A 26,426-nucleotide genomic window follows, 5' to 3' on the forward strand; every position below is an offset into this window, starting at 1 on the left:
ACTGAAGGCTTTTATGTTATTGGCTACATCAGACTTCTATGTCCTTTTTAGCCTCTTTGGGCGGGTTTCCGTAAAAAAAGTCTCTAAATTCAGTAACTTCTTTTTCCTTTCCGCAAATATCACAGGTTCCCGGATGCCAACAAGATACTTCAAACTGCCTGCCTTCAGAAGCTTCACTTCCGCACTCCTGGCAGACCCAATAAGGATGCTTACTCATTTTGTTCCTCCTGGTTGTTGGGTGGTTGAGAAAAAAGAGAGGCGGGTGATAATATCTAATTTTCACCCGCCTTTGTTGTCACCTGAATTACCCGAGTTCCTCGATGCGTTCTTGAATACCCTCAAGAGCGCCTTTAAGGTACTCTGCTTGGCTTTTCAGGTCTGCTGCCTCCTCCTCACGAGTTGGAGGTGCGTAGACCGGGGTGCTCCCCAGGCCGGCATTCCTTGAGCCGCCCGGACCCAACATGGCAAGCCAGTGGCGTAAAACATATTACGCCGACCTCGGCCGCCGCCTCGGCCCAGACCAGCCCCCATTCCCGGATTCATAAATTCAAATCCCGTGGCAAGGTAGCCAGCGCAAAAGCCAAGTCCCCGTCCAGTCATCGGACCCATTCCCCTGGGACCAGTTCCGTCGCCTCTAGGCATTTTTGTTCACCTCCTTTCGGGTTGTTGAAGAGTTGAAGGTTGTTGAGAAAAAAGAACAGTGATTAGAAATTGATTGGTAGCCTAACCCGCCTTTGAATTACCCGCCTTTGAATTACTAATAAAATTAATCTAGTTTTATTATTTTTATTGCTTTGCCCTCTATCAGAGCCTTGGTAATTTTTTTATAAGCTGAAGCTAAAATTCTTTGGAAAGTGCTTTGCGAGGTTTTCATTAATTTAGCGCATTTAATTTGGTCCAAATCTTTTATATTTTTTAACCTCAAAGCCTCTGCTTCTTCGGTGGTTAATTCAACAATATCTAAAAATCTCATGGGTACACCTTGAGGTTTAAAATAAGTTACACTGGGATCAAACCTGATTCTGCGGCAAAGTTTTGGTCTTGACATATTGCTTTATTTTATCGAACTACTTTCTTTCTAAATTTATATTACAAGCAGGGCATTTTAAAGTTGAGCAAGGAACCCCGCGTTGGTGTGATGTTTTATAACCGCATTTTAGGCAAACACAGCAGCCGCCAGGTCCTTGACCGGCCGCCTTTTCCATTTTTTCCTTAAATCGACCCTTTCTTTGCCAGCCAAGGCCGCGGCCAAAATCAGGCTTATAGAATCCTGTTTCCATTTCATGGCTTGTAATTTGAACAGCGACATATTGCAAGCCCTCAATCTCATTTATCATTTTTTCCCTTAATCTGCCGGAAATTTTAGTCGCTTCATCCACGCTCAAATCTTTTGGCAATTTTATCTCTAAATTAGCAGTTACAGCCGAGCCCTTTTTTTGGGTTTTTAAAGCATCAATTTCAATGTTTTGTTCTTGGGCAATTGATTTTATTTTTTCTTCTATTTCCTGGCCGGCGGAAACATCAAGCAAGGAACCGGCCGCTTCCTTGCCAATTGAAAATGCCCCTTTAATGACGCAAAGGCCCATCAAGAGAGCCAGAAAAGCATCAGTATAAATCCAGTATTGAGTTAAAAATAAACCGGCTAAAATTGCTAAAGAAGTGTAAACGTCAACTCGCGAATGAAATCCGTCTGAAAGCAAGCTTACAGAACTTTCTTTTTTACCGTAATAAATTTTTAGCCGGGCCATTACCTCATTGGCTGCTGCTGAAAATAACATCACCCCAAAGGCCAAGTAACTAATTTTAACATCTTCCGGGTTAAGAAAATTTTGATAAGCCTTATAAATAATTCCGATGCCGGTTGCTAAAACAATTGTTGTAATAATCACACCGCCCAAAACTTCAAATTTATGATGTCCATAAGGATGTTCCTGATCCGCTGGTTTTTTGGAGATTTTAATTCCAACATAACTGATGGCTGAAGAAAAAATATCTGACAAAGAGTCAATGCCCGCGGCTAAAATTGCGGCTGAATTAGAAAAAACACCGACAGTAATTTTACCTCCGGCTAAAACCATATTGGCCAATATGGAAGTTAGCGCTATTTTTTCTTTCATTGCATCGCTAATTTTATTTGCTTAATGATTTTTTGAAATAATTTTTGATAGTCTGGATTTATCTCGGTTACCGGTTTCATTTTTATAGTTGAATCAACAAAGTCTTTTTTATAAGGAATTTTGCCAATGATTTTAATATCATTTTTTTTGGCGAATTTTTCTATCTTCAGACAGAATTTTTTTGCCAAATCATATTTATTGATAACTATTCCGTGTTTAATCTGAAAATGGCGGGCCAGATATAAAACTCGTTTTAAGTCATGCAAAGCAGACGGTGTTGGCTCGGTGACGGCCGCGATATAATCAGTGCCCACCAATGAAGCAATCACAGGACACCCAATTCCGGCCGCAGAATCTATTAAAATAACATCGGCCCTCAATTTTTTATTGATTTCTTCAGAGTGTTTTCTAACTGCGGCCACTACTTCCCCGGAGGCTAATTCGCCCAATTTAAGTTCGCCTGAAATTAAATTCACATTATAATTTTTTCCGGCATAAACAGCGCCTATTTCTTTTTTAGTTTCCGAGATGGCGTCTTTAGGACAGGCAATAATGCAAGCCTTGCAGCCAATGCAAATGTCTTTTACAAAAGCCGGATATTTATTTTTAACAAACACAATGGCGTTTTGTTTGCAGACAGAAGCGCATCGCCCGCATTTTGCGCATTTATCAAAATTCCATTTTGGTATTGGTTGATAAATTTTTATGAATTTTTTTCTTCTTACGGAAAACAACAGATGATCATTCGGACATTCTACGTCAGCATCAACCAGCATAGTTTTTTTATCTTTAGCCAGCTCAATCGCTAAAGAAACAGCAGCCATTGATTTGCCAGTCCCGCCTTTTCCGCCAGTTATTGCGATTCTTACCCCGTTAGAAGTTTCGGGTTGATTTGTAGATTTTTTATTTTGAGAATTTCTAACAAGGTTCATATTTTATGTTGTTCGCAGGCATCTTCCGTGCCTGCTTTTTTGAGTTTTTTATCTTGCCAGGCTTTAAAAATATCTTTTACTGTTTCTGCTTGACTTACATATACGTCTATTCCTAATTGTTGACATAAATTAAGCGCCCTTGGTCCAAGGTCTTTACAAAGTAAAATATTTGCTCCATGCTTTTTCATTAATTCCGGCGGCAGACCAACACCACCAGAATGTTCGCTGGTATTATCGATTATCTCAACCAAGTTGCCTTTTTCATCAAGAAAAGTATATGTTAGACAGCGGCCAAAATGTTCAGCCACTTTGTCGTCAAGCCCGGTTTTGTTATTTGTCGGAATAACTATTTTCATTATAAATACCTTACGAATTTATTATTTTTATCAACCAGAATATTTTTTTGTTTTATGGGCTTATCAGATAATTCAAATCCCATAACAATGATTTTTTCGCCAACTTTAATTAGATGAGCGGCCGCTCCATTCATACAAATAATTCCAGAATATTTTTTGCCCGCTATTATATAAGTTTCCAGTCTCGCGCCGCTGGTATTACTAACAACCAAAACTTTCTCACCAGGCCAAAAGCCAGCTTTCTCAATTAATTCTTCATCAATTGTAATACTGCCTATATAATTTAAGTCAGCTTCAGTTACAATTGCTTTATGGATTTTAGATCTTAATATCCATCTCATTTTTTTACTTTTTTATTGAAGTTTTTTAAGTTTTCCATTTATGAATTCCTGCAGAACTTCTTTTATTATACCATTTCCAGAATAAATCTCAATATTAAATTGTTTTAAAACATCCAAAGCTCTTGGCCCCACATTGCCGGTTATTACGGCATTGACATTTTCTTCCGCCATTAATTGAGCGGTTGAAATGCCGGCTCCGCTGGATTGGTCTGTATTTTCATTTTTTATCGCCTTGGCTTTTTCTATTTTCTGGTTTTTTCCTCCAGAGGCGGATCCGCTTTTGGCGGAAACTTCAGCAATGATAAAGTAGGGGCATCTTCCAAAAAATTCGGAAACATTGCTGTTAATATCTTCGCTTGTTGAACTGATTGCTATTTTCATATAATTATTTTAGTTTGGTTAAAATTAGTTAAAAGCCAAATCCACCCCATGTTAATTATTTAAACCTAGTTAGGCTGGGTTTCGGTTAGGCTGAGTTTTAAGTTAGGCTGGGTTTTAAAACCCAGCCTAACCGAAAAACCCAGCCTGCTTATTTTTGGCCTTTGAGTTCGGACAGGCGGGCTTTAATGGCTTTCAGCTCTTGTTCCAACATTCCCGCTTCGCTTGAAAGAAGTTCTGCCTCTTCTTTTTTGGTGGGAGCGTCGGGAGTTGGATAATAACCCCAAAATCTTCTCCAACCCAATCCGCGACCGCCGCCTCCGCGGCCATAAGCTGTTCCGGCGCCGCAGGGACCTAAGCCGCGGCCAGTGCCGGGCCCAGAACCCAAAGGACCGGTTCCGTTAAATCTTGGCATGTTTTTGTTCTCCTATATATTATATTTATTGGCTTGACCTTTGTGTTTTGAGTATATACCCATAATTATATTTTGTCAAAGATTTATCCACAATTAAAAAAGTTAGGCTGGGTTTCAGTTAGACTTCCAATGTCCAGCCCTTGATTTTTCATTTGCCAAAATCCTAGATTTCAGCTAAAATAAAAGCGCTATGATGAATTTGCCTAAAACAGAAGAACAGATTTTAAAACTCTGGAAAGATAAGGATGTTTTTAAAAAAACCCTGGATAAGAAATGTCCCAAGGCTGATTTTGTATTTTACGAAGGTCCGCCAACTGCCAACGGAAAACCCGGCATTCACCATGTTTTAGCCCGGATTTTTAAAGATGCGATTCCCAGGTTCAAGACCATGCAAGGCTACAGAGTGGAAAGGAAAGCCGGCTGGGATACGCAGGGTTTGCCGGTGGAGCTGGAAGTAGAGCGGAAATTAGGCCTTAAAAATAAAAAACAGGTTGAGGATTATGGCATTAAGGAATTCAATCAAAAATGCAAAGAAAGCGTTTGGGAGTATAAAGAGGACTGGGAAAAAATGACTGAGAGAATTGGTTTTTGGATTGATATGGATAATCCTTACATTACCTATGAAAATGATTATATTGAATCTTTGTGGTGGATTATTAAACAAGTCCACGAAAAAGGATTGTTATATAAAGGTTATAAAGTCGTTCCTCATTGCCCGCGTTGCGGCACGGCGCTGTCATCTCATGAGGTAGCGCAGGGGTATAAGAATATTAGAGAAGAATCCATATATGTTAAATTTAAGGTAAAAAAGAAAGGAATCAGGGAGCTAAGAGACAAGGTTAATGGGTTCGGCAAGCTCACCACAGGTAAAGTTAATACAGTTGTTAATAAGGTTAATATTGACGAAAAGATTAAGGAAAGCGATGGCATATATATTTTAGCTTGGACTACTACGGCTTGGACTTTGCCGGGGAATGTGGCCTTGGCGGTGGGGGAGGACATAGATTATGTTGGAGTCAAGATTGATAAAATTAACAATATTGAAGCTGGGAAAAACGAGAGTTCAGAAGTTTATATTTTAGCAAAAGAAGTTTATGAAGAACAAAGGAGATTATACAAAGATGACCCCGGTAGTTCAAAATTGTTTTTAGATAAGTGGTTTTTTGAAACGATACCTTTCGAACCAGGAGGGAATCAATTTAGATATGCACTTAATCCAGACAACGGTGTAATACTTATCAAAGGCAAAGATTTAATTGGCCTGGAATACGAGCCCTTGTTTCCGGAAGTGGTGAAACAAAAAGATAAAAATTTTAAAAACGCTTTTAAAGTTTATGTGGCGGATTTCGTGTCCACAAAAGAGGGGACTGGCATTGTCCATACCGCGGTGATGTATGGCCTAGATGATTATGAGTTGGGCGAGCAAATCGGTTTGCCAAAGGTCCATTCTGTTAATCTGGATGGAACTTTTAACAAGCTTGTCCCAAAATGGCAGGGAAAATTCGTTAAAGACGTTGAAAAAGATATTACCCGGGATTTAGAAAAAAGAAAGCTTTTGTATAAAACTGAAACGTGCGTCCATGATTATCCGTTTTGCTGGCGCTGTGACACGGCTTTGATTTATTATGCCAAAGATTCCTGGTATTTTGAAATGAGCCGGTTGCGCGACGAGCTGATTAAAAATAATTCAAAAATCAACTGGGTGCCAAAGCACATTAAACAAGGCCGTTTTGGCGAGTGGCTAAGAGAAGTAAAAGATTGGGCGATTAGCAGAGAAAGATACTGGGGCACGCCGCTTCCGGTCTGGGAGTGCGAAAAATGCGGGAAAATAAAGGTTATTGGCTCCAGAGAAGATCTGGGCATTGATGAAAATTTTGATTTGCACCGGCCATTTATTGATGAGCTCAAATTAAAATGCCAGTGCGCCGGCGAAATGAAGAGAACCCCGGAAGTAATGGATGGCTGGTTTGATTCCGGTTCCATGCCATTTGCGCAATTGCATTATCCTTTTGAGAACAAAGAGCTGATTGACAAGGGGAAAAAATATCCGGCTGATTATATCTCGGAGGGCATTGACCAGACCCGCGGCTGGTTTTATACTTTATTAGCAGTGGCTACTTTGCTGGGCAAAGAAGCACCCTATAAAAATGTAATTTGTTTGGGCCTTATCTTGGATGAGAAGGGCCAAAAAATGTCCAAATCAAAAGGCAATATGGTTGATCCCTGGGAAATGATTGATAAATACGGAGTTGACAGTTTGCGCTGGTATTTATATACCATCAACCAGCCCGGCGAAACCAAGCGATTCAACGAACAGGAACTTAAAGAAACTTCCAGGGTGTTTATTACTTTGTTGAATGTTTTTAGTTTTTATCGAATATTTGCTAATAATACTAATAATACTAATAATACTAATAATACTAATATTTTGGATAGGTGGGTTTTGGGTAAAATGAATTTGTTGATTAAAGAAGTAACTAGTGAATTAGAAAATTACCAGATCACGGCCAGCGCCAGAAAAATTGGGGAATTCATAAACGACCTCTCCGTCTGGTATGTCCGCCGTTCCCGGGAGCGCTTTAAGGGCCGCGACCAGCAGGATAAAAATCAGGCAATCTGCGTTTTAAGAAAAGTTTTGTCTGATCTGATAAAATTATTAGCTCCGTTCGCGCCTTTTATCAGCGAACATATTTATCAGGAATTAGGGGAAAGAGGACAGAAATCAATTCATCTGGAACCCTGGCCGAAATATGAAGAAAAACTCATTGACCGGAAAGTTTTGGATTCCATGGAAAAGGCGCGCCGGGTGGTGGAGCTGGGTTTGGCTAAGCGGGCCGAAGCCGGGATTAAAGTCCGGCAGCCGTTGCGGGAATTAAGAATTATGAATTATGAATTAGGCGCGGAATATTTGGAATTAATTAAAGATGAGGTTAATGTTAAAGAAGCAGTTGTTGAAAAAGGGGACAAAGACCTTGAAGTTGAGTTGGATACAAAAATAACTCCAGAACTAAAACAAGAAGGATATTTGCGCGAGGTGATAAGAACCGTTAATCAAGCCAGAAAGAAGATGGGTTTGACTCTCAAAGACAGGATTGACATCAAATATGATTGCCAAGATACAATGCTGAAAAAAGTTTTTGAAGACCAGAAATATAAAAATGAATTAATACAGCAGACTTTAGCCGAGCAAGTTTTAGAAGTTGGGGAAGGTTTGGATGAGGTTAAGATTAATGATGTTAAATTAGGGCTTGCAGTGGAGAAAAAATAGGATTTTTTTATTATAAGCTGCCAATAGTAAACCCGCAGTCCTTTTCAACCCCAAAAAACAAGGAGGCGCAAAATGCCGGCAGAGAACAAGTATCAAATAGTTGAAGGCAGTAATCTGGACGGCTTGATTGGCAAGAGGATTAGGATCGTTTTTAATGAGCTTTACAAGGTAGAAGGCAAGTTGCTTTCTATTGCGAACGGCTCTGATGGTGAGCCAATCTTCTGCTTTGAGGATTCGGTTTTCATTTTGCCAAGCAAGTGGCTCTGGCGCAGCGGCGAGTTAAGGGAGTGGGCATCCAGTAGGAAGCAGTTTCTTTGGCTTTATGGTTATGGAGGTCGTTATTTTCAAGAGGATATTGAATATGAGCATTTGGAATATGGCCGGACAGCCATAATTAATGGCGTGGAGGTTCCATGCGAGGCCAGGATCCGGATTGAGGAGTCTGAATAAAATCTATCACCAAAGCGGTGCGAATAATCTCGCGCCGCTTTTTTGTTGAGGTGATTTATTTTAATTTTAAGAAATGGTAAAATAAGAGCATAAGATTATTTTTTTTGGAAGAATGCAAGCTTTACTTTCAATTAACAAAGGTGAATCAATTTACAGGATTATGCGCAGCCAGTGGCTTCGCGATGAAGACGGTCCTATTCTTTGGAAAATGCTTAGTAAGAAATGTTTGGATGGTAAAATCGAAGCAGTTTTGTATTCCCAGAGAGCCAGTGGCCGTAAATATGTTTATCATAATGTTGTTTGTTCCAAGGAAGAATTCCCAAAGTATATTGGTACGGTCCGCGAAATGATCCATAAACTTTTCCCTGATGCTGATTTGGAGATTGAAGATAACATTCCCACACCTCAAGTGTCAGCTTCTGGCGAGGCTACTAATTTGGACTCTTCTCGAATGACTGCTTATCCAGCGGGCAGGTTGGGTTCATTGATGATGAGATTGAATTATTTTAAAAATGGTCTTTTAGCTCGATTTTGGACCCGGGTTAAACAGATTATTTATAAAAATGAATAATAAAACATATGTCAAACCAATTCGACTTCGACAATTTAAGTGAAGAAGAGCTAATTAAAATTTTAGACCAAGGCGGCTTAACTAATGAAGAGTTTCAGGAGCTGGTTGCTACCATGAAAAGAAAAGGAATGCGGGGTTCGATTATGGCTTTTGATTCGCCAGACAGTGAAGAGAGTCGGGTAGCTATTGAATATATTGAGTATCATCAAAAAATTCCTCAGGAAGATTATCCCAAAATGCCTGAAGAAAAGATTAAATGGGCCAAAAAGACTTTATTTTCCGAGGTCAGTATTGAGGATAAGAAAAAGGCCATAATTACTTTGGCCCATGTCGGTCGGCTCGATGTTTATAAAACTTTAGAAAAGTATGAAAAAAATCCAGACCCAGAACTTAGAATTTGGATTAATATGGCCATTCAAGAATGCCAAAGTTTTCTTAAAAGCGATATCTTGGAAGAGTCGGTTATTGATGTGGGTAAAGTCACCAAAGATAGAAGAAAAATAAAAGAGGAGTCTCCTGGTCCTTATCTATCAACCATAATTCCTGGCCAGGCCCTACCTCAAGGTTGCCCGGTGAAGATTTTTTATAAAGGAGAAATCGCTAAAATCACTGGCAAAGACTTTGAAGAAGTGATATTTGGGGGCGAGAATCCGGTCTTTGCTGATGTTTTGGATTTTCTTTTTCATACCTATCCAGAGCTTGAAAAGAAATATCCGGCTGGCGTTTTAGGCTTTACTTTAAATGGTCAGCCACCCCAAACTTTTGAGCCTTTGAGAGAAGGTGATGTGGTTAAGTTTAAAAAGTTTTAAAAAATGCCCAACAAAAAACCCAAACCTCAATTTAGCCCGCCAAACGCCAACAAGGATGATTACGAAATGGAGGCTCCTAAATGGTGGGAATGCCAATGGCGCCGGATTCCTTGCGGCAAAGACGAATGCCCGTTTTGCGGCCGGCGCAACCGCCAAATTAAAAAACACCTGGCTCGGGGCGAAGATCCCGATTCTATGAAAGCCGTATTTGAAGATGTAGAAGAAAATTTTAAAGAAGTCGGTGAAATGTTGAGGAAAGATGCCAAAAGAATGGGCATTGATTTGAATAACCTTGACGATGCGGACTGTCAACCCTCGCCCGAGCCTGACGAGCTTCCTCTCTATAACCAAGTCTACAAATGGCAGCGATCCTTGATGTTGGCTCTGGGTAAAGCCGGGGACCAGCAAGAGCCCTGGACAGAAACCGAAGATTTTAAAGACCTGGTCTGGTATTCCGGCACCTTGCTGGCTAAAACCTATCGCCAATTGACCAGCAAATGGGAGGCAGATCAGGGCGATGAATATGCCCTAGGCGACTACGACTATACTCGTTATATCATGAATGAATCTATCAAAATCATGGAGCAGGCTTTAGACACCGCCAAAAGAGAGTCTTATTTTCATATTGATTTCTCCATTTTGGCTGACGAACTTGATGAATTAAAAATGGAGGTGTTGTTGATTTGAGGTTGGATTTTAGGCCTGCTTGAGGAGGATGGGTTTTTTGTTTTTGCTTTATTTCTTTATATCGTATAAGATATAAACAGCACCTATTAATTTTTTAAATCCAAGCACCATGAAAACAGAAAACATTAATCTAAATCAACCGGAAAAAACCGAAAAACCCAATGGAATCGTCGTTCCAGCCGCAGTATTATTGATTCTTATCGTGGCTTTTATAGCGGGCTTTGCTGTTTTTGGTTATTACTTTGTTAAATCTCAAATTCAGGCCCCGCCCACAATCCCTGCTCCGACCAGCTCTGATTTTGAAGGGCTTAAGCTCTTTTCTTCCGAACAAGAATTTAAAGAATATGTCCAGGCCAGCGAGCTGGCCTATTCTGGCGGGTTTGCCTGGGGAGGCGGAATGCGAAGTGAAATGATGGCTATTGATATGGAAGCAGGAGAAGCCGCAATGGCGCCAGCCGCAAGTTTTAGTGACAATGCCCAAAAAAATTTGGTCTCGACTCCAGATCGCGTTTCCGAAACCAATGTTCAAGTTCTGGGAATTGACGAGCCGGATATCGTTAAAACCGACGGCAATCAAATATATTTTTCCAAAGAGCAAGTCTATGGCTGGCGCGAGCCAATGATGATGGAAATAATGGAGGACAGAAAGATTATGCCGCCCTCGGAGTCACAAGCTGCCACCAAAGTTATCAAAGCTTTTCCACCGGCTGACCTAGAGGTCAAGAGTTCAATCAATAGGCAAGGCGATTTACTGCTTTATGGCGACATGCTTGTAGTTTTTACTTATGACACTATTTACGGTTATGATATTTCCGACCCCGGCAAACCAGATGAAAAATGGAAGGTTGAATATGAAGATAATAATTATTTAGTCAGCGCCCGGGCCTATGGCGGTAAAATCTACCTTGTCACCCAGCAGAACATCAATCGCAACAATCCTTGCCCGATCCGCCCAATCTCAAGCAATGGCAAAATTTTAGAAATCGCCTGCACTAGTGTTTACCATCCAGTCAATTCCGTACCAGTTGATGTCACCTACACGGCTCTAATCATTAATCCTGATACTGGCAATATCAGCCAAGACATTTCATTCGTCGGCACTTCCGGCACTTCTATAGTTTACATGTCAACAGATTCACTTTATATCACTTATTCCTATTACGGAGATTTTACTGAATTTTTTTATAATTTTCTTATTCAAGAATCTGATATTTTCCCAAGCTGGGTAACCGAAAAAGTGAAAAAACTTATGGACTATGACATCAGCGCGGGGTCCAAACTCTCCGAGCTCCAGGTTATTTTAAATGACTACCAAAATAGTTTGAGTAATGACGACCGCTTAAAATTGGAAAACGAACTTTCCAATCGCCTGGAAGATTATTTTGACGCGCATAAGCGGGAACTTGAAAAAACAGGCATCGCAAAAATTGGTTTGGAAGATTTTAAAGTCCAAGCCACCGGCGTTGTTCCTGGCCAGCCCTTAAATCAATTTTCTGTTGATGAATATAACGATCACCTGCGCATCGCCACAACAATCGGCAACAGATTTTGGATGTTTGGGGGCAATGGCGAATCTGCCAACGATGTCTATGTTTTAGATGATGAGCTCAAAATCACCGGCTCGGTCGCCAATATGGGCTTAACCGAAAGAATTTATTCCGCCAGATTCATCGCCGACATGGGTTATATCGTTACCTTCCGCCAAACAGATCCGTTTTATGTCCTAGATCTGTCTGATCCTAAAAATCCCCAGCTAAAAGGCGAACTCAAAATCCCCGGCTATTCTTCATACCTGCACCCAATCGCCAAAGACAGAATTCTTGGAATCGGCAAAGAAGACAATCAGGTTAAAATCTCCCTTTTTGATGTCAGCGATCCAACCAATCCCAAAGAGGCATCAAAATATACTCTAAGCGAATATTGGTCGGATATCCTAAACACCCATCACGCCTTTTTAGCCGATTCTAAGCACGAAATATTCTTCCTGCCCGGCTCAAACGGCGGCTATATCTTTTCCTATGCCAGCGACAAACTTCAGCTTGAAAAAGCAATCTCTGATATCAGGGCCAAGCGCGCTTTGTATATCAACGATTATCTCTACATCATCGGCGAAGACAAAATTTCCGTTGTCAGCGAGATTGATTGGGAGCGGGTAAACGAGCTGGAATTGTAATTTTGTTATGATAAATTGAATTATATTTCACATTCTTGAAGGCGATTCCCGTCGCTGGCTCTTGGTTACTTGTCTTGCTGACGAGGCAGATACCAAGAGCCGATATGTTTGCCGGAAAAACCCCAAGAAACCAATCAAGCTTCAGCTAATGGACTTGACTTTTTTTTGTTGCTGTGCTAACATAAAAAATTGTCAAATCAGCGGTGGGCAATGGTTTTTTGGCGCTAATGACCCGCAAACTAAAACAAAAATCCGCGAAACATTGACTGTTATATTAAAATGACAGGAGGTAAAATGTCAGAAGCATTATCAGAGCAGGTGATATTAACAAATCAAAAATTAATTGGAATGATTGGCGCGTTGGGAGACACAGCCGAGCAAATGAATAACTGCCTAATTTCTGGTATATATTTGGCAAAAAAATTGTCCAAATATCTCCAGGAAGGAGGCGATGAAGCATTGGTTCAATACCTAGAGATAACCGAGCCAACATTCGCAGAGCTTAATGATGAGCTATCAAGTATTATAGATAATTTAAGGCAGTGCGTGGAATCCCTGGGCGAAGCCAATAAGGCCAGGGCAATTTTCTCAATATGTTCTTTGTCCAAAAGGAGTGTGCAGCCGAATATTTTACTGGACACAATAGTGCCGCCGGCCATGAAGTCCGGCGGGGGGCTATAGACGAAGCCAGAAATCCCAAGGGGGAACAAAGTTTGTTCTCCTTTTTATTTTTTTTATTTTGATTTTTTATGCCAACGAGAGTATTATAATGTCAGGAGGCGTCTATGAAAACAGCCTTGGATTATATGAGAAAAATTGAGTGGGAGTAAAAAATAATCAAACCAATTAAAATAATTTTATGATGAACAACAAAAAGACAAACAATAAACAAATTACGATTTTTGAAGGCAAGAAAATCCGCCGAGTTTATGACGAGAAAACCGAGACCTGGTATTTTTCGGTGGTTGATATTATTTTCGCGCTTACTGAAAGCGCCAACCCGACGGACTATTTGAAAAAATTAAGAAAAAGAGATCCTGAAATCGCTGATTACATAGGGACAAATTGTCCCCAGGTAGAAATGGCTACGGAAACCGGAAAAAATAGAAAAACTTTAGCTGGAAACCCCGAGCATCTGTTTAGAATTATTCAATCCGTCCCGAGTAAAAAAGCCGAGCCGATTAAACTCTGGCTGGCAAAAGTCGGCTATGAAAGAATACAGGAAATATCTGATCCGGAAAAAGCACTCAACCGCTCAAGAAATTATTGGCAAAGAATGGGCCGAAGCCAAAAATGGATCCAGCAGCGCATGATGGGTCAGGAAATCAGGAATAAACTCACTGATTATTGGAAAAATAATGAAGTAAAAGAGCAGGACGAGTACGCGATACTCACTAATATAATCCATCAAGAATGGAGTGATTTAACTGTCAAAGAACATAAAAATTTAAAAAAATTAAAAACGCAAAATTTACGCGATCATATGTCTGACGCGGAGCTGGTTTTTACGGCCTTGGCGGAACTTTCCACTCGCCAGATTGCCGAAACTATGGAATCTAAGGGCTTAGAAGAAAATAAAACTCCTGCGAAGAAAGGTGGTCATGTTGCTAAGAACGCAAGGAGGGAACTGGAGAGTAAGACAGGGAAAAGGATTGTGAGCGGAGAAAATTTTTTGCAATCTCCAAAAAGCGGGGGGGAAATTAAAAGAGAGAAATTATGCCAAAAAATAGTTATCAAAGTCGGAAAAAAGAAGTGCCGGAGGAATTAAAATTAAAATAAAACCTTAAAATTCGCCGCTTGTCCGCGGTTCGACTGAGCTCACCGTCGAAGTCCGGCGAGGCGGGATGAAGTGGATTTTTTCAGATTTTAACAAAACCAAAACGCCTCTTTCGGGGCGTTTTTGTATCTTCTCAAAAAATCTGTTAAAATAAAGCTATGCTCCAAAAATTATCCCAGAAAATCAAAGGGGAAAAAAACATCGACTTTAAATACAACCTAAAGTTATATTTTGGCATCCTCAAAAATTACAAAAAAATATTTTTTGCTGTTTTGTTTGTAATTTTTATTATGGAATTTATCGATATTGCCGACAAGTTCCTGTTTAAAATTATCATAGACAAAGGCGCCGAATTCACCGGAGGCAGCATAACTGCCGAAGCCCTAATCAAAATATTATTAACAGTTGCCGCTGTCTATCTTTCATTTGCCCTAATCAACATGATTTCAAGGTATGTCCATATCTATCTGCTCAACCGAATGGAATCCGGCCTGGTTGCTGATTTAAAACAAAAATTTTTCAACCACATAATTCATCTGGACTATAATTTCCATACTACCAATAAAACCGGCTCCCTGATTTCCCGTTTAATTCGCGGCGCCGGCGCGATTGAAAGGCTGACCGATGTTATAATTTTTAATTTCGCCCCCCTAACCTTCCAGCTAACCGTTGCCGCTGCTTCTTTGTTTTATTTTAGTAAAATTCCGGCTCTTATCGCCGTCCTAACCATCATTGTCCTTATAGTTTACAGTTTCATCATCCAAAGAATGCAGGAAAGGGCCAACATAATACTTAACCAAACCGAAGACCGTGAAAAAGCCAATATCTCTGATTTTTTTACCAACATCGACTCCATCAAATATTTTGGCCAGGAAAATATTATAAAATCAAGATTTAAAAAAGTAAGCCAGCAAGTAAAAATCGCCATGGTTAAGCATTGGGATTATTATAACTGGATGGATGCCGGCCGGGCTTTAATATTATCCGTTGGTACGCTCCTTTTAATTTATTTCCCTTTGGTTGATTTTTTGCAGGGCAAAACCACCCTCGGCTCTGTTGTTTTTATCTACACTGTTTTCGGCTCTTTAATCGGCCCAATGTTTGGTTTTGTCCGGGGCTTGAGGGATTACTATCGCTCCATGGCCGATTTTGAAGTCCTGTTTCAGCACTATAAGGTCGATAACGTCATAAAAGACCAGCCCGGCGCTAAAGACCTAAAAATCCAAAAAGGAGAAATCGAGTTTAAAAATGTGTCTTTTAATTATCAAAAAAGAAAATTATTTAAAGATTTCAATCTGAAAATCCCGGAAGCCAAAAAAGTCGCTCTGGTCGGCCATTCCGGCTCTGGCAAAACCACATTAGTCCGGCTTCTTTATCGCTTCTATGATCTGGGCCTGGGCCAAATCCTAATCGATGGCAAGGATATAGCCGAGTTTAAGCAGGAATCTTTAAGAAATGAAATGTCCATTGTTCCCCAAGAGTGCGTGTTATTCGACGACACCATCTATAACAACATTGCTTTTTCCAACCCCAAAGCCGAAAGAAAACAAGTCCTGGCCGCTATCAAGTTTGCCCAGCTGGACAAAGTTATTGCCGACTTCCCCCAAAAAGAAAAAACCATAGTTGGCGAAAGGGGGGTCCGTTTGTCCGGCGGTGAAAAACAGCGCGTCTCTATTGCCCGAGCTATTTTAGCCGACAAAAAGATTCTTGTCCTTGATGAAGCCACCTCGTCTCTGGATTCCCAAACAGAACACGAAATCCAGCAAGATTTAGAAAAGCTGATGCAAGGGCGCACTTCTATCATCATTGCCCACCGCCTCTCCACCATCATGGGCGCTGACCAAATCATCGTCATGGAAAAAGGCCGGATTATCCAACAAGGCAAACATGTCCGGCTAATCCGGGAGAAAGGCCCATACAAACATCTTTGGAACCTCCAAAAAGGCGGATATATAAAATGATTTAGAGTTTTTTCTAAATGCTTCCTTGGTTTTTATGATTTTATTCTGTATAAGGCCAGATACATCTTGGACTCTTTCAAGGAACCCAAGAAATGAAAATTATTAGATTAAGCTATCATGTAAGAGGATTTTACATTCCGGAAACCCAGATAATGATTAGAACAACTAAAAAATACCGTTTTACCGGTATTTTTTAGTAGCACTTGGTTACAGCTTGGATCTAGCCGTGACAGGGCCAAGGCCCTCCAAGCACTATTTAGAATATAGCATATATTATTATATTAAGCAAGGGTTTTATCCACAATGTCAAATTGGATGAAAAGAAAGAGGGTTTTAGAAATAAACATTAATAAACATCCCCAAAATCCGCTCGAAAGGGTGGTTTTTTTGGTTGGGGCTTGCCCTGAACCCCGCAGTGGCTCAGACTTGACTTTTTTTTAGTTTGGTGTAACATACGATTTAGAAAGGTTAAGTTAGTGCTTAACTCAATTTGTACCTTAACAACCAAAAAGGAGGTTAGACATGTTTACAGAAGCTCTTGTTTGCGCTTTGGCAGAAATGAGATTCATATTAGTTGGCGGCAGGGAACTTGATTCTTCGTATGATACCTATGATACTGAGTATGGTTGGAAAGCCGAAAATTATAGACAAGCAACGGGTGGAACCGAGTTCGATTATCGTACCATTTGCATTGGCGTTTATTCTTTGAAGGCTGAAAAATTTACCAAAATTGTCCAGAGATTTCGCAGTGCATTAATAACACATGTTAATAGACTGGCATCCGCGGAGGAGCTGCAAAAAGCTCTTGAAGGATATGTGACCATAAAAGGCAGGGGAGATATTGTAGTTTTTCATAGGTCTGGGAATAGGTTGTTGGATATAGGTAAATATGGCATTGTTGATACCTTGACAGGCGAAACCCTTTCGGGTTTGGTGGGAGTGAATAATGAAATTTTGGGATACGATGGATCTTCAATATATTTTAAGGAAGAGCATTTTGCCACCGATCTCCCGGTTTTTCAGATTAATTTGGAAGAAGGGCTGAGAACAGGGCAGTTCAAAGCAATGGAGAGTTCTGAGAAAAAGAAGGAATATTTTAAAGATTTCGATAAAAGACTGCGGAGGCGCCATTTGGCGCCATTTGTTGTGGAGGTTAATGGTGAAAAGTTTACCGTGGACAACCAAAAATACGAAGATTGTATGGAGGTTGATTCATCAAGCATAATAGCCCCAGATCGCAAAGTAATCTGGAAGGCTGGTTACCATCGGTATATTGGGGCTGCAATAGGATTTCCTGAAGCTGTGCTTTTGCAGAAAGGAGACAAAACATGAAAACCCTAAGTTTTGGCCAAAAGAGAGACTTACTGTTCGCCTTAGAAAAAGTTGTTAAGGAAGCCGGAGAAGAAATACTTACCCAGCGCGGCACAGAAGTTTTTGACACAGCCGATTACAAAGGGCACGAATCTTCAAACATTGATATTTTTGCCCGTGAAAGGGTGCAGGCGGCCCTTGATCGACATTTGCCCCAGTTAGAAGGAATAGTTCGCTTTGAGTTGAGACCATTCAGGAAAATCCTTATTGAGGCCGAAAAGCATCAACGTTTTGTTCTGATTATTGATGAAATTGAAGGAACAACAAACACCAAACGTTGTCTGGCCGCTGCCTTGGAATATCGTCCTACAGGTCTTGTTTCGTTGGCGCTTAGCACCAGTGAAAGTTTGAAACATCTTGTTCTGGGAACAGTTTATACGTTTGATCAGGGTGAGGTTTTTTCGGCGCTTTGTGTTGTTGATGATAATTTTTTGGCTTTTTGCAATAGCCAAGTGATTCAACCGTCTTCGGTTGTGTCAACCCGAGGTGACAGCCGCAAGAGGATTTTGGTGATTGGATATTCTAACAGCCATCGTCTGAAAAAAGGAGGAGTAGAACAGGCGCTTTATGACAAAAAGCTAAAAGTTTACGACGGTTGCCGCGCTTCAGGCATGGATATTATAAACCTGTTGCGCAATGCCACTGATGCCTACGTTGACCTACGGCATTACTGGTCAACCAAGGACGGACACGGCCAGGAAAAAGAGGCAATGCTTCAGGTTTATGATATTGCCGGTGTTATTCCCATCGCTGAAGCCTGTGGAATGAAGGTGACAGATGCTAAAGGAAAATCTTGGCGAGAATACAATCTGGAGGATACCATCCCTCTGGTTATTGCCAGACCTGATATTCACCAATTAATCCTGGATACTATCAAACCCTTTGTGGAGGAATGGGAAGAGACAAAAGCATGAAATACACCGCAAGAATTGTTGTTTCCTTAGAGAAGCAAGCCTAACAAGGCGCTGTACTGGCCAAGGATTCCGCTGCCGTTCCCGGGCTCATTTTATCTTTCACACCCAAGCCTTTAGTGGATATTCTACTGAAGGCTTTTTTTAAACTTGATTTTTTGATTCTTATCCCGCAAAATTCGTTGCTTGTCCGCCGCCTGTCCACCGTTTGTCTACCGAAGAGGTAGATGAGGCGGTTTTTTTTGGTTTTTAAATTGACTTTTTGAGTTGGAAGTGGGAGAATGAAGATATAAAATGTCACTTATAGTCTACATTGGTACATTAGTAAAGTAAGCAAAATTATGCCAAAAGAAGATAGGAAAAAAAATGTTTTTTTGCAAAGATATCTTGCAGAGAAAATAAGTCTACAGAAGATGGCAGGTTCTTTAAGTCGTTTATCTTCGGTTTTGGCAAAATCAACAATTGATCTTAATCCATATCAAATTCACGCGGCACTCTATGCGTTCAATAGTCCGCTTTCACGTGGCGCAATTCTAGCTGATGAAGTTGGATTAGGTAAAACAATAGAAGCCGGAATTATCATATCTCAATTATGGGCTGAAGGAAAAAGGAGAATTTTAGTCATAACTCCTGCATCGCTTAGAAAGCAGTGGCAAGATGAATTGCTTTCAAAGTTTGGCATTGAATCAGAAGTTTGGGATGGACCCTCTTTCAACGCGCAAATAAATAGCGGTGATAAAGTTCCGTTTACTTATGACGGAGTTTTTATTGTCTCTTATCATTTTATTTATACTCACCTTGGTTTGATTGAAAAGCAGCCGTGGAATGTTGTTGTTATTGATGAGGCGCATCGTTTTAGGCGGGTATTTAAAGGAAGAGACGCTTCAAAGATGGCATATGATATTCGCGAGATTATTAAGGACAAGCCCAAGGTTTTACTAACCGCGACGCCTTTACAAAATAATCTTGAAGAATTATATGGAATCGCAAGTTTTATAGATGATAAGCTTCTCGGATCTCCTTATAGTTTTAAAACAAAATTTATACAGCCACTAAAAGATCAGTCAGAGTTTGCCAAATTAAGATTAGAGGAATTGCAAAAGTTAATTCGCGGAGAAGAAAAAGACGATCCAATGTCAATCTCAGGAATTATTACTCGGACTTTAAGAAAGCAGGTTTTAGAATATGTACAATTTACCGACAGGACATCAATAACTTTTGATTTTACTCCGACCGATGAGGAGATTGAATTGTATGAAAAAGTTTCGGCTTATCTTCAGCGTCCTGATGTGGCCGCAATTACCGCAACGCAAAGGAATTTAATGGTTCTCGTTTATAGAAAATTATTAGCAAGTTCATCATTTGCTATCGCCGACACTTTAAAAAAGTTGAGTGAGAATTTAAAGAACGAATTAAAACTAAGAAAAGAGGAAGCATCAACCGAGGAATTAAATCCGGAATCAATAACCGATGAAGGACTGGTGGAAGAACTTGAAGAATCTGAATTGGAAGGTATAGAACAAGGTCAGAAAAAGGAAAAACAACGCGTTGGCGATACTTTTAGTGATGAGGATATAAAAAAGGAAATCGCGGAATTGGGGGAATACTATTCATTAGCAACTAAAATCAAAGAGAATACAAAAGGTAAGGCACTTATTAACGCCCTGCTTGAACTTTTCAAACAAGCAAAGAAAAAGAAATGGCCGGAAAAAGCAGTAGTATTTACAGAGTCAACACGCACACAAAATTATCTATCCAAACTTCTCAAGAAAGCTAGAATTTCTTTTACAGAATTCAATGGTTCTAATAATTCGTCTGAAGCCAGAGAAGCTTTTAATCGCTGGAAAAAGGAGTTTCCGGAGGCGGCCAATCAAGGTTCTTTTAGTGCAAATATACGCCAAGCTTTGATATATGATTTTAAGAAAAACAATCAGATTTTTCTGACAACCGAAGCAGGTGCGGAAGGCTTAAACCTGCAGTTCTGCAACATTGTTATAAATTACGATTTGCCGTGGAATCCCCAAAGGGTGGAGCAAAGAATTGGCCGTTGCCATCGTTATGGTCAGAAATATCAAGTAGTAGTTACTAATTTTCTTAATACTAAAAATTACGCGGACGAACGGGTATTGGAGTTATTAGATCAGAAACTTAATTTATTTAATGGCCTTTTTGGTAGTTCTGATGAAATTTTGGGTGCTTTGGAATCCGGTCTTGATTTTGAAAAAAGGATCCTTGAAATTTATCAAAGTTGTCGTAGTCCCGAAGAATATGACAGTGCGTTCGCGGAACTACAGGAAAGCCTCAAAGATGTTATTTCTAAAACTACTTTACAATATCGAAATTTATTATTGGAAAGTGCGGACAAAGCTGTTGCCGCTTTATTCAAAAAAACCGAAGCAGAAACAAAGCAAGCGATTTCGGATTTTGACAAAGATTTACTGAGTCTTTGTAAATTATCATTGGGCAAAAAGATCAAACCGACTGATGATGAAGCGATGTTTATTATAGATAATTATAAATTCCCAGTTGCTTTTCGTGAGCTTCATGATAATGAAGAAGGAAAAGTATCCCGCGCCCACAAAGACCACCCGATTATCCGTAAAATTATTGAAGACGGTTTAAAATTTCAAACAAAGCCAATACCATCATTAGTTTTCGATTTGACAAAACATGACAGTAAAATATCCCAGTTAAGTGGCACAACTGGAAAGGAAGGATTTATTTTTCTTTGGAAATTAAAAATAGCTGGAGTGGAAACAGAAGAAATTTTGGCGCCATTGGTGTTTATTGAAAAAGTAGAAGGCAAGTTTGATGTATTAGATATTGCCATTGCGAATGAATTGCTTGATGTGGAAAATGAAAGTATCGGCAAAACACTTAAAGATTCGCCAATTAAAAAAGAGTTATTGATAAAAACTTGGGAAAAATGGAAGAAACCTGTTATAGAAAGATATCAAAAAAGAAATGAACGGCTTTTTGATAGAGAAATAGAAAGAATAAGCCGATTTTATAATGATTACTCCTTAAGAACTCAAGACAGGATTAAAAAATACGAAAATGAGAAAAAAGAGATTGAGAGAAAAAAGGATAATTCTTCTGATTTTTCAGAACGCGAAAAATATCGCAAGCGAATACAAGATATTGATATACAATTGGGCAGATTGAATATGCAGGTATATAAAGAGCGGGCAGAGGGAGAAAAAAAGCGAGAAAAAGAGCAAAAAGCATTGCGAGATAAATTAGAATTAAAGTTTTATGAAGAAATGATTGCGATGACGCATTTCATTATTCAATAGTATGACAAAAGGAATAAAGCAAAAAAAACAGGATTTGGGAATTTTTTACACTGACCAAAGAATCACGGATTTTGTTTTTGACATTTTGAAAATTTGGAAAGAGAAAGAAGAAAAAGAAACCGGCCGTTGGGAATCACGAAAACATTTTCCATCGGTTATTGATCCGGCCGTTGGCGAGGGGGTTTTTCTTAAAAAAGCCATTGAATCACAATTTACTATACCAACATACATTTGGGGGGTGGATATTGATGATGAGGTTAAAAAAAGATGGGGAAAAATTAATCTTTTAAGATCTTTTGGCTCAAAAGCAGATCTGGACTTTCATTTCTACCATCAGAACGGTCTTTTACCGTTACCAGAGAAAAAAATGTTGCACAAAAAAGGTGGATTGAGAGAATTTGATGCAGTTGTTGGCAATCCGCCCTATGGAGGAATTGGCTTGGGTGAAACAAAGTTATCTGATGATTTAATTTTAAATTTATCAAAATATGAAGTGCTGCCTGAGAAAATAAGAAATTATCTTATAGGGGCAGATAGACAAGGGAGTTTTTTGTCATCAACCGAGAAAGCTAATAAAGTAAGTTCTGAAGTAAAATTAAGACTTAAATCTTTTCCGATAGAAGTATTATTTATTGACAGGTTTATTCAACTGGCAAAACCCGGCGGATGGATTGCGATTATTATACCAGACGGTATTTTAACTAATTCTAATTCCCATTATGTGCGAGAATTTATCAGCGAGAAGGCAAAGGTGGAGGCGATTGTTTCTCTTCCTCGCGACGCTTTCAAAAATGTCGGCACTTCCGCCAAAACAAGCATTTTGTTTTTGCAAAAATATAAAGACCAAGAGAAGAAGCAGAAAGATTATCCGGTCTTTCTTGCTTCAGTCGATTCTCTTGATGAAAAAAACTTTAATTTAGTTAAAGATAATTATAAAAATTATTACAATAAAACTATGAACAAGAAAAATTTAGTTCAAATTACAACAGATGAAAAAGGTCGGGAAATCCTGATGGTGAGGGTGGATAAAACTTTAAAGGAAATGATGGATGCTTGCAAATCTCCGAATTTAGAATGGAGCAGGTTTGATGTAAAGTTTTGGCACAGTAAATATGAAGATATTATTAAAATTATGTCAGCGCACAACAACCTAAAAGGATTTGGTGATTTTATATCATTTTTTAAGCAAGGAGATATTCCTAGGGCAGCCAGAGGAGAAAAAGGTGAAGGTATCACTGTTAATAAAAACAACCGACTTCTTGAAGGCACAAGTATGAATGATACTGGATTTGATCTTGAACAATACCAAGTTGTTTCTGATAAATTCTGGCAAAGAATGAAAGATGCCCGTATTCATAAAGATGACCTTATCTTCACAAGAACCGGTGCCTCACTAGGCCAAAGTGTTGTTATAACCGAAGAACCAAAGAGGGTTTATCTTATAAATGGCGCTTTAGATATTATTCGATTTAATAAAGATATCAATCCGTTTTATGCTGTAGTTTTCCTAATGTCGGAGTTTGGGCGAATGCAAATCGAGCGAATAGAGAATGGCGTTGGCCAGCCAAATTTAAGTGAAGATGAATTATATCAAATTTTGATTCCTGATATGCCAGTATTAATCCAAAAAAACATTGAATCCGAATACAAGAAAATGTCCAAATATCACGACAAAGCGATGTGGGCGAAGAAAGATAATAATGAGACTGAATATAAAAGGAATATAGAAACTGCCGAAAAAATGCTTAGAGATTTAATCGCTAAAACCGAGGCCGTTATTCGCGGCGAAAGGAAAGACGCAATTTAATTTTTATGCCGGAAAAAAGGTCAGAAAATTCTTATATTAACAATGACATCTTGCCGTTTTTGGCAAGTAGTTTTGGTTATCCGATTCATGACGCAGAAAAGGTAAAAATAAACGATGTCCCAATTTTCAGGCCAAGTGGCGGCCGATCCGGCTCTATTGATATTGTTTATTATCACAATGGTGAGCCGGTGCTTTTGGTTGAAGCCAAAACAAAACACAAAAGCCACGAAGCCGCGCTAAAAGAGGCGCTGGCGTATCTCAAAAATTTTCCAATAGACAAGGTTGAATTTTCTCCATCCGGATTGCCGCCTAAAATTTTAGCTACGACCGCAGGAAAAGATATTAAATTTTATAAATGGAGCATAGATTATTCAAAACCAATCCCTGATTTTACCACCGAAGAAATTAAAGTATTGCCATTTGAAGAATTGATTTCATATTATGGTTTGTCCGTAGAATACAGGGCTCGTATTTTGGAGCCGAAAAATTTTAGCATAGATTTTTTTGATGAATTAATCTCTATTTTTAAATACCACAAAAAAGAAGAAAAAATAACAAAAGACGTTGTTAAGGAAGTTGTTTATCAAATTCATAACTATTTATTAAATCCGCAAAAATACACTGGTGATTACCCTTATACCGAATTAGATTTACAAGGTCAAAAGGCTATCCGCGATTTATTCAAGCGATTTGATTTTATTGCTTCGCTTGGCCCTGAAATTGCCAAAGAATTCCGCAAGGTAATTTTACGGTCTTTCCAAGGTGAAGAATTTAACCAGTATCTGACTGAGAAATGTGTTATTGATTTTGTCTTCGGGTTGATTGGTAAATTAAATAAACACACAAAAGTTTTAGATTTTGAGTGTGGGAGTGGAGGATTTTTGGCGACAGCTATTGATCAAAATAATTTGGATTTAGAAAATGTGATGGGAATTGATATTGAGGATTTACCATATATCATCGCTAAAACTTATTTTGCACTTTATTTTAGAAAGACCGATGAAGAATTAAAGGCAATGCCTATAAAGAAAGATAATGGCTTATTTTATCATGGCAAGAGGTGGGATCTGGTTGTTGGCAATCCCGCCGGAAGTAGTAAATATGAACACGGCAATCTTGAAAAAATAAGAGATGAGGGGCTAGAAGATTTGAAAATAAAAAATGCTCGACACGAACGAATACCCAGTGAGTACGAATTATCAATCCAACAAGCGATACAATCTGCTAGAATTAGCGGAAAAATTTGTTTGGTATTGCCAGAAGGAGTGTTTTCAAACTCTCAAGATGAATTTTTGCGAAAATATATTACTAAGCATTGCAATATTCTAGCGATAATTAGTTTGCCTCCGGGATCTTTCAAAAGAGGAACAACCGTGAGCCAACTGAGGCGAGGCGCGCAATCCGCTTCCATGAAAATGTCTATTCTATACGCGGAGAAAATTAGAGAAGTCAAAAAAAGTGAAGGTTTAGAAGTTGATGCAAATCATTTGAATTATCCAATATTTTTAGCACATATTGATAAAGTTGAATCCAGATCGGGTGAGATTGGTGAATGGTTAGAGGAGAGATTAAATCTTGTTTTAGAACAATGGCGGGAATGGCAAAATAAAGCTGAATTAGAAAAAATCGAAAAAGTCATTACCAAGTTTGGTAGAGAAGAAAGAATAAAAAATCGTCAAAAATCATTATTTAGCAAAACCAAGGTCGAAAAAGTAGAAGTTAAAAAGGAGAAACCGAAAAAAGTAAAAAAGGGAAAGTCCGAAACAAAAATCAGCAAATTTTTAGAGGATTTATTAAAATAATAATTAAAAAAATATGAGAAAAGACAACAAAACAATAGGCATTACAATCCGTTTTTTTACCAATGATCTGCCGGGTCGGGTTGGTACTAAAAAAGACCAAATTCCGTTTTGGACTTGCGGTAATGTTCATATTGAAGCAAACAAAACAAAAGGTATAAAACCGCAGGACGAGATGTTTAATTATTTTGATGACATTCCTCGCGCGATTAAGGTTGTATTAAGTAAAAGCAAATTGGTAGCCGTTGAAGATGTAGCTTACAGCACGAGGGCTGAAAAAAGAAGGAATAAAAAATAATCCTATGTCACCCCTCACCTCACTTAACCCACCCCTTCCAACAGCCCGGCAAAAAAGAAGGCCCGCCTCCGCTCCGGCAAGCCGGAGCTACAGTGGACAGGCAAAACCGAGCTAGAAATCCGGGAGGTTGAGGTATAAAAGAAATAAGTATCTCCATCCCTCCCGTGCTCCTGAGCAAAAAATACAAATTTATGGAAAAATTATTTAAGAAGGAAATAAAGTTAAAAACAGAAGGACCGTTTAATTTGGTAGGAAAAAATAATTTATTTGATGTTCCAGAAAACAAATTATCAGGTTTGTATTTACTTACTTTCAAATATAAGGATGGATACTTGGTGGAATATGTTGGAATCACCACCAAAAGAAGTTACGAAATTAGATTCAGGGAGCATATTCACGAGATTCTTTCCGGAGGATACAAATTATATGATTTAGATAAATTAATGAAGGATGAAGATTTTGTGGTCTGGAATGGAAGATTTGGCAAAGAAAAAGGCAAGACCATTGACTTTTTAAATAATTATAAAAAATTTACTTCTTTTATAGAAAAATTGTTAAAAAGTTATAAAATATTTTTTATTCCCACAGATTTAGATCAGAGAACAGTAGAAAGAATTGAAGGTGCTATTTATGAAATTTTTAAAAAAAAGAATGATAAAAAGGTAAGGCAGTTTATTGAAGGAGTAAGATACAAAGCAAGACGAGAAAA

At 39.0% G+C, this 26,426-nt stretch carries 25 protein-coding genes; 16 read left to right on the forward strand and 9 right to left on the reverse strand.

Annotated elements, in window-relative coordinates; all coding sequences use genetic code 11:
- Positions 1–28: 28 nt before the first annotated feature.
- The 9 genes from KKD20_00580 to KKD20_00620 form a co-directional block, all read right to left on the reverse strand.
- Positions 29–217 carry a hypothetical protein gene (locus KKD20_00580; GenBank protein MBU4331607.1) on the reverse strand — a complete coding sequence of 63 codons (189 nt, stop codon included), beginning with the start codon at positions 215–217 and terminating at the stop codon, positions 29–31.
- A 155-nt stretch (positions 218–372) separates the two neighbouring features.
- Positions 373–642 carry a DUF5320 domain-containing protein gene (locus tag KKD20_00585; GenBank protein MBU4331608.1) on the reverse strand — a complete coding sequence of 90 codons (270 nt, stop codon included), beginning with the start codon at positions 640–642 and terminating at the stop codon, positions 373–375.
- A 124-nt stretch (positions 643–766) separates the two neighbouring features.
- Complete coding sequence (locus KKD20_00590; GenBank protein MBU4331609.1) at positions 767–1,048, reverse strand: DUF134 domain-containing protein; 282 nt, start codon at positions 1,046–1,048, stop codon at positions 767–769.
- A 19-nt stretch (positions 1,049–1,067) separates the two neighbouring features.
- Positions 1,068–2,117, reverse strand: a complete 1,050-nt coding sequence (locus KKD20_00595; protein MBU4331610.1) for a cation diffusion facilitator family transporter — start codon at positions 2,115–2,117, stop codon at positions 1,068–1,070.
- Entirely contained in the window at positions 2,114–3,049 is a 936-nt protein-coding gene (locus KKD20_00600; GenBank protein ID MBU4331611.1) for an ATP-binding protein, read from the reverse strand. Before KKD20_00600 ends, KKD20_00595 begins: the two co-directional genes overlap by 4 nt.
- On the reverse strand, positions 3,046–3,405 hold the full coding sequence (locus tag KKD20_00605) for a NifB/NifX family molybdenum-iron cluster-binding protein (GenBank protein ID MBU4331612.1): 360 nt from the start codon (positions 3,403–3,405) through the stop codon (positions 3,046–3,048). The genes KKD20_00600 and KKD20_00605 overlap by 4 nt, the downstream gene beginning before the upstream one ends.
- Positions 3,405–3,746, reverse strand: coding sequence for an aspartate 1-decarboxylase (locus KKD20_00610; protein ID MBU4331613.1), 342 nt, complete (start codon positions 3,744–3,746; stop codon positions 3,405–3,407). The genes KKD20_00605 and KKD20_00610 overlap by 1 nt, the downstream gene beginning before the upstream one ends.
- A gap of 12 nt (positions 3,747–3,758) precedes the next feature.
- Positions 3,759–4,127, reverse strand: a complete 369-nt coding sequence (locus KKD20_00615) for a NifB/NifX family molybdenum-iron cluster-binding protein (protein ID MBU4331614.1) — start codon at positions 4,125–4,127, stop codon at positions 3,759–3,761.
- Positions 4,128–4,275: 148 nt separating this feature from the next.
- Complete coding sequence (locus tag KKD20_00620) at positions 4,276–4,539, reverse strand: DUF5320 domain-containing protein (GenBank protein ID MBU4331615.1); 264 nt, start codon at positions 4,537–4,539, stop codon at positions 4,276–4,278.
- Between the two features lie 190 nt (positions 4,540–4,729).
- Here KKD20_00620 and KKD20_00625 point away from each other — a divergent pair, with 190 nt between their 5' ends.
- From KKD20_00625 to KKD20_00700, 16 genes are all read left to right on the forward strand, one after another.
- A complete protein-coding gene (locus tag KKD20_00625) occupies positions 4,730–7,807 on the forward strand; it encodes an isoleucine--tRNA ligase (protein ID MBU4331616.1) in 3,078 nt (1,025 codons plus the stop codon).
- Between the two features lie 72 nt (positions 7,808–7,879).
- Positions 7,880–8,257 carry a hypothetical protein gene (locus tag KKD20_00630; GenBank protein ID MBU4331617.1) on the forward strand — a complete coding sequence of 126 codons (378 nt, stop codon included), beginning with the start codon at positions 7,880–7,882 and terminating at the stop codon, positions 8,255–8,257.
- A gap of 112 nt (positions 8,258–8,369) precedes the next feature.
- Positions 8,370–8,828, forward strand: a complete 459-nt coding sequence (locus tag KKD20_00635) for a hypothetical protein (GenBank protein MBU4331618.1) — start codon at positions 8,370–8,372, stop codon at positions 8,826–8,828.
- Positions 8,829–8,836: 8 nt separating this feature from the next.
- Positions 8,837–9,637: a hypothetical protein gene (locus tag KKD20_00640; protein MBU4331619.1), complete on the forward strand. Its 801-nt coding sequence runs from the start codon at positions 8,837–8,839 to the stop codon at positions 9,635–9,637.
- Positions 9,638–9,640: 3 nt separating this feature from the next.
- Complete coding sequence (locus KKD20_00645) at positions 9,641–10,324, forward strand: hypothetical protein (GenBank protein MBU4331620.1); 684 nt, start codon at positions 9,641–9,643, stop codon at positions 10,322–10,324.
- 109 nt (positions 10,325–10,433) lie between these two features.
- A complete protein-coding gene (locus KKD20_00650; protein MBU4331621.1) occupies positions 10,434–12,497 on the forward strand; it encodes a beta-propeller domain-containing protein in 2,064 nt (687 codons plus the stop codon).
- Positions 12,498–12,776: 279 nt separating this feature from the next.
- Positions 12,777–13,178 carry a hypothetical protein gene (locus tag KKD20_00655; GenBank protein MBU4331622.1) on the forward strand — a complete coding sequence of 134 codons (402 nt, stop codon included), beginning with the start codon at positions 12,777–12,779 and terminating at the stop codon, positions 13,176–13,178.
- 181 nt (positions 13,179–13,359) lie between these two features.
- Positions 13,360–14,265 carry a hypothetical protein gene (locus KKD20_00660; GenBank protein MBU4331623.1) on the forward strand — a complete coding sequence of 302 codons (906 nt, stop codon included), beginning with the start codon at positions 13,360–13,362 and terminating at the stop codon, positions 14,263–14,265.
- A gap of 167 nt (positions 14,266–14,432) precedes the next feature.
- Entirely contained in the window at positions 14,433–16,235 is a 1,803-nt protein-coding gene (locus tag KKD20_00665) for an ABC transporter ATP-binding protein/permease (protein ID MBU4331624.1), read from the forward strand.
- A gap of 522 nt (positions 16,236–16,757) precedes the next feature.
- The gene (locus tag KKD20_00670; GenBank protein MBU4331625.1) at positions 16,758–17,567 is read left to right on the forward strand and encodes a hypothetical protein; all 810 of its coding nucleotides are present in this window, start codon (positions 16,758–16,760) and stop codon (positions 17,565–17,567) included.
- Positions 17,564–18,520: a hypothetical protein gene (locus tag KKD20_00675; protein ID MBU4331626.1), complete on the forward strand. Its 957-nt coding sequence runs from the start codon at positions 17,564–17,566 to the stop codon at positions 18,518–18,520. Before KKD20_00670 ends, KKD20_00675 begins: the two co-directional genes overlap by 4 nt.
- Positions 18,521–18,858: 338 nt before the next feature.
- Entirely contained in the window at positions 18,859–21,813 is a 2,955-nt protein-coding gene (locus KKD20_00680; GenBank protein MBU4331627.1) for a DEAD/DEAH box helicase, read from the forward strand.
- A gap of 1 nt (position 21,814) precedes the next feature.
- A complete protein-coding gene (locus KKD20_00685; GenBank protein ID MBU4331628.1) occupies positions 21,815–23,620 on the forward strand; it encodes an N-6 DNA methylase in 1,806 nt (601 codons plus the stop codon).
- 5 nt (positions 23,621–23,625) lie between these two features.
- Positions 23,626–25,422 carry an N-6 DNA methylase gene (locus KKD20_00690; GenBank protein ID MBU4331629.1) on the forward strand — a complete coding sequence of 599 codons (1,797 nt, stop codon included), beginning with the start codon at positions 23,626–23,628 and terminating at the stop codon, positions 25,420–25,422.
- 13 nt (positions 25,423–25,435) lie between these two features.
- Positions 25,436–25,717, forward strand: coding sequence for a hypothetical protein (locus tag KKD20_00695; GenBank protein ID MBU4331630.1), 282 nt, complete (start codon positions 25,436–25,438; stop codon positions 25,715–25,717).
- 191 nt (positions 25,718–25,908) lie between these two features.
- Positions 25,909–26,426, forward strand: a 518-nt coding sequence (locus tag KKD20_00700) for a hypothetical protein (protein MBU4331631.1), incomplete at its 3' end; no start/stop codon positions are given.

Source organism: Patescibacteria group bacterium (assembly GCA_018896645.1).
Lineage (GTDB): Bacteria > Patescibacteriota > Patescibacteriia > UBA2591 > JABMQE01 > JAHIMF01.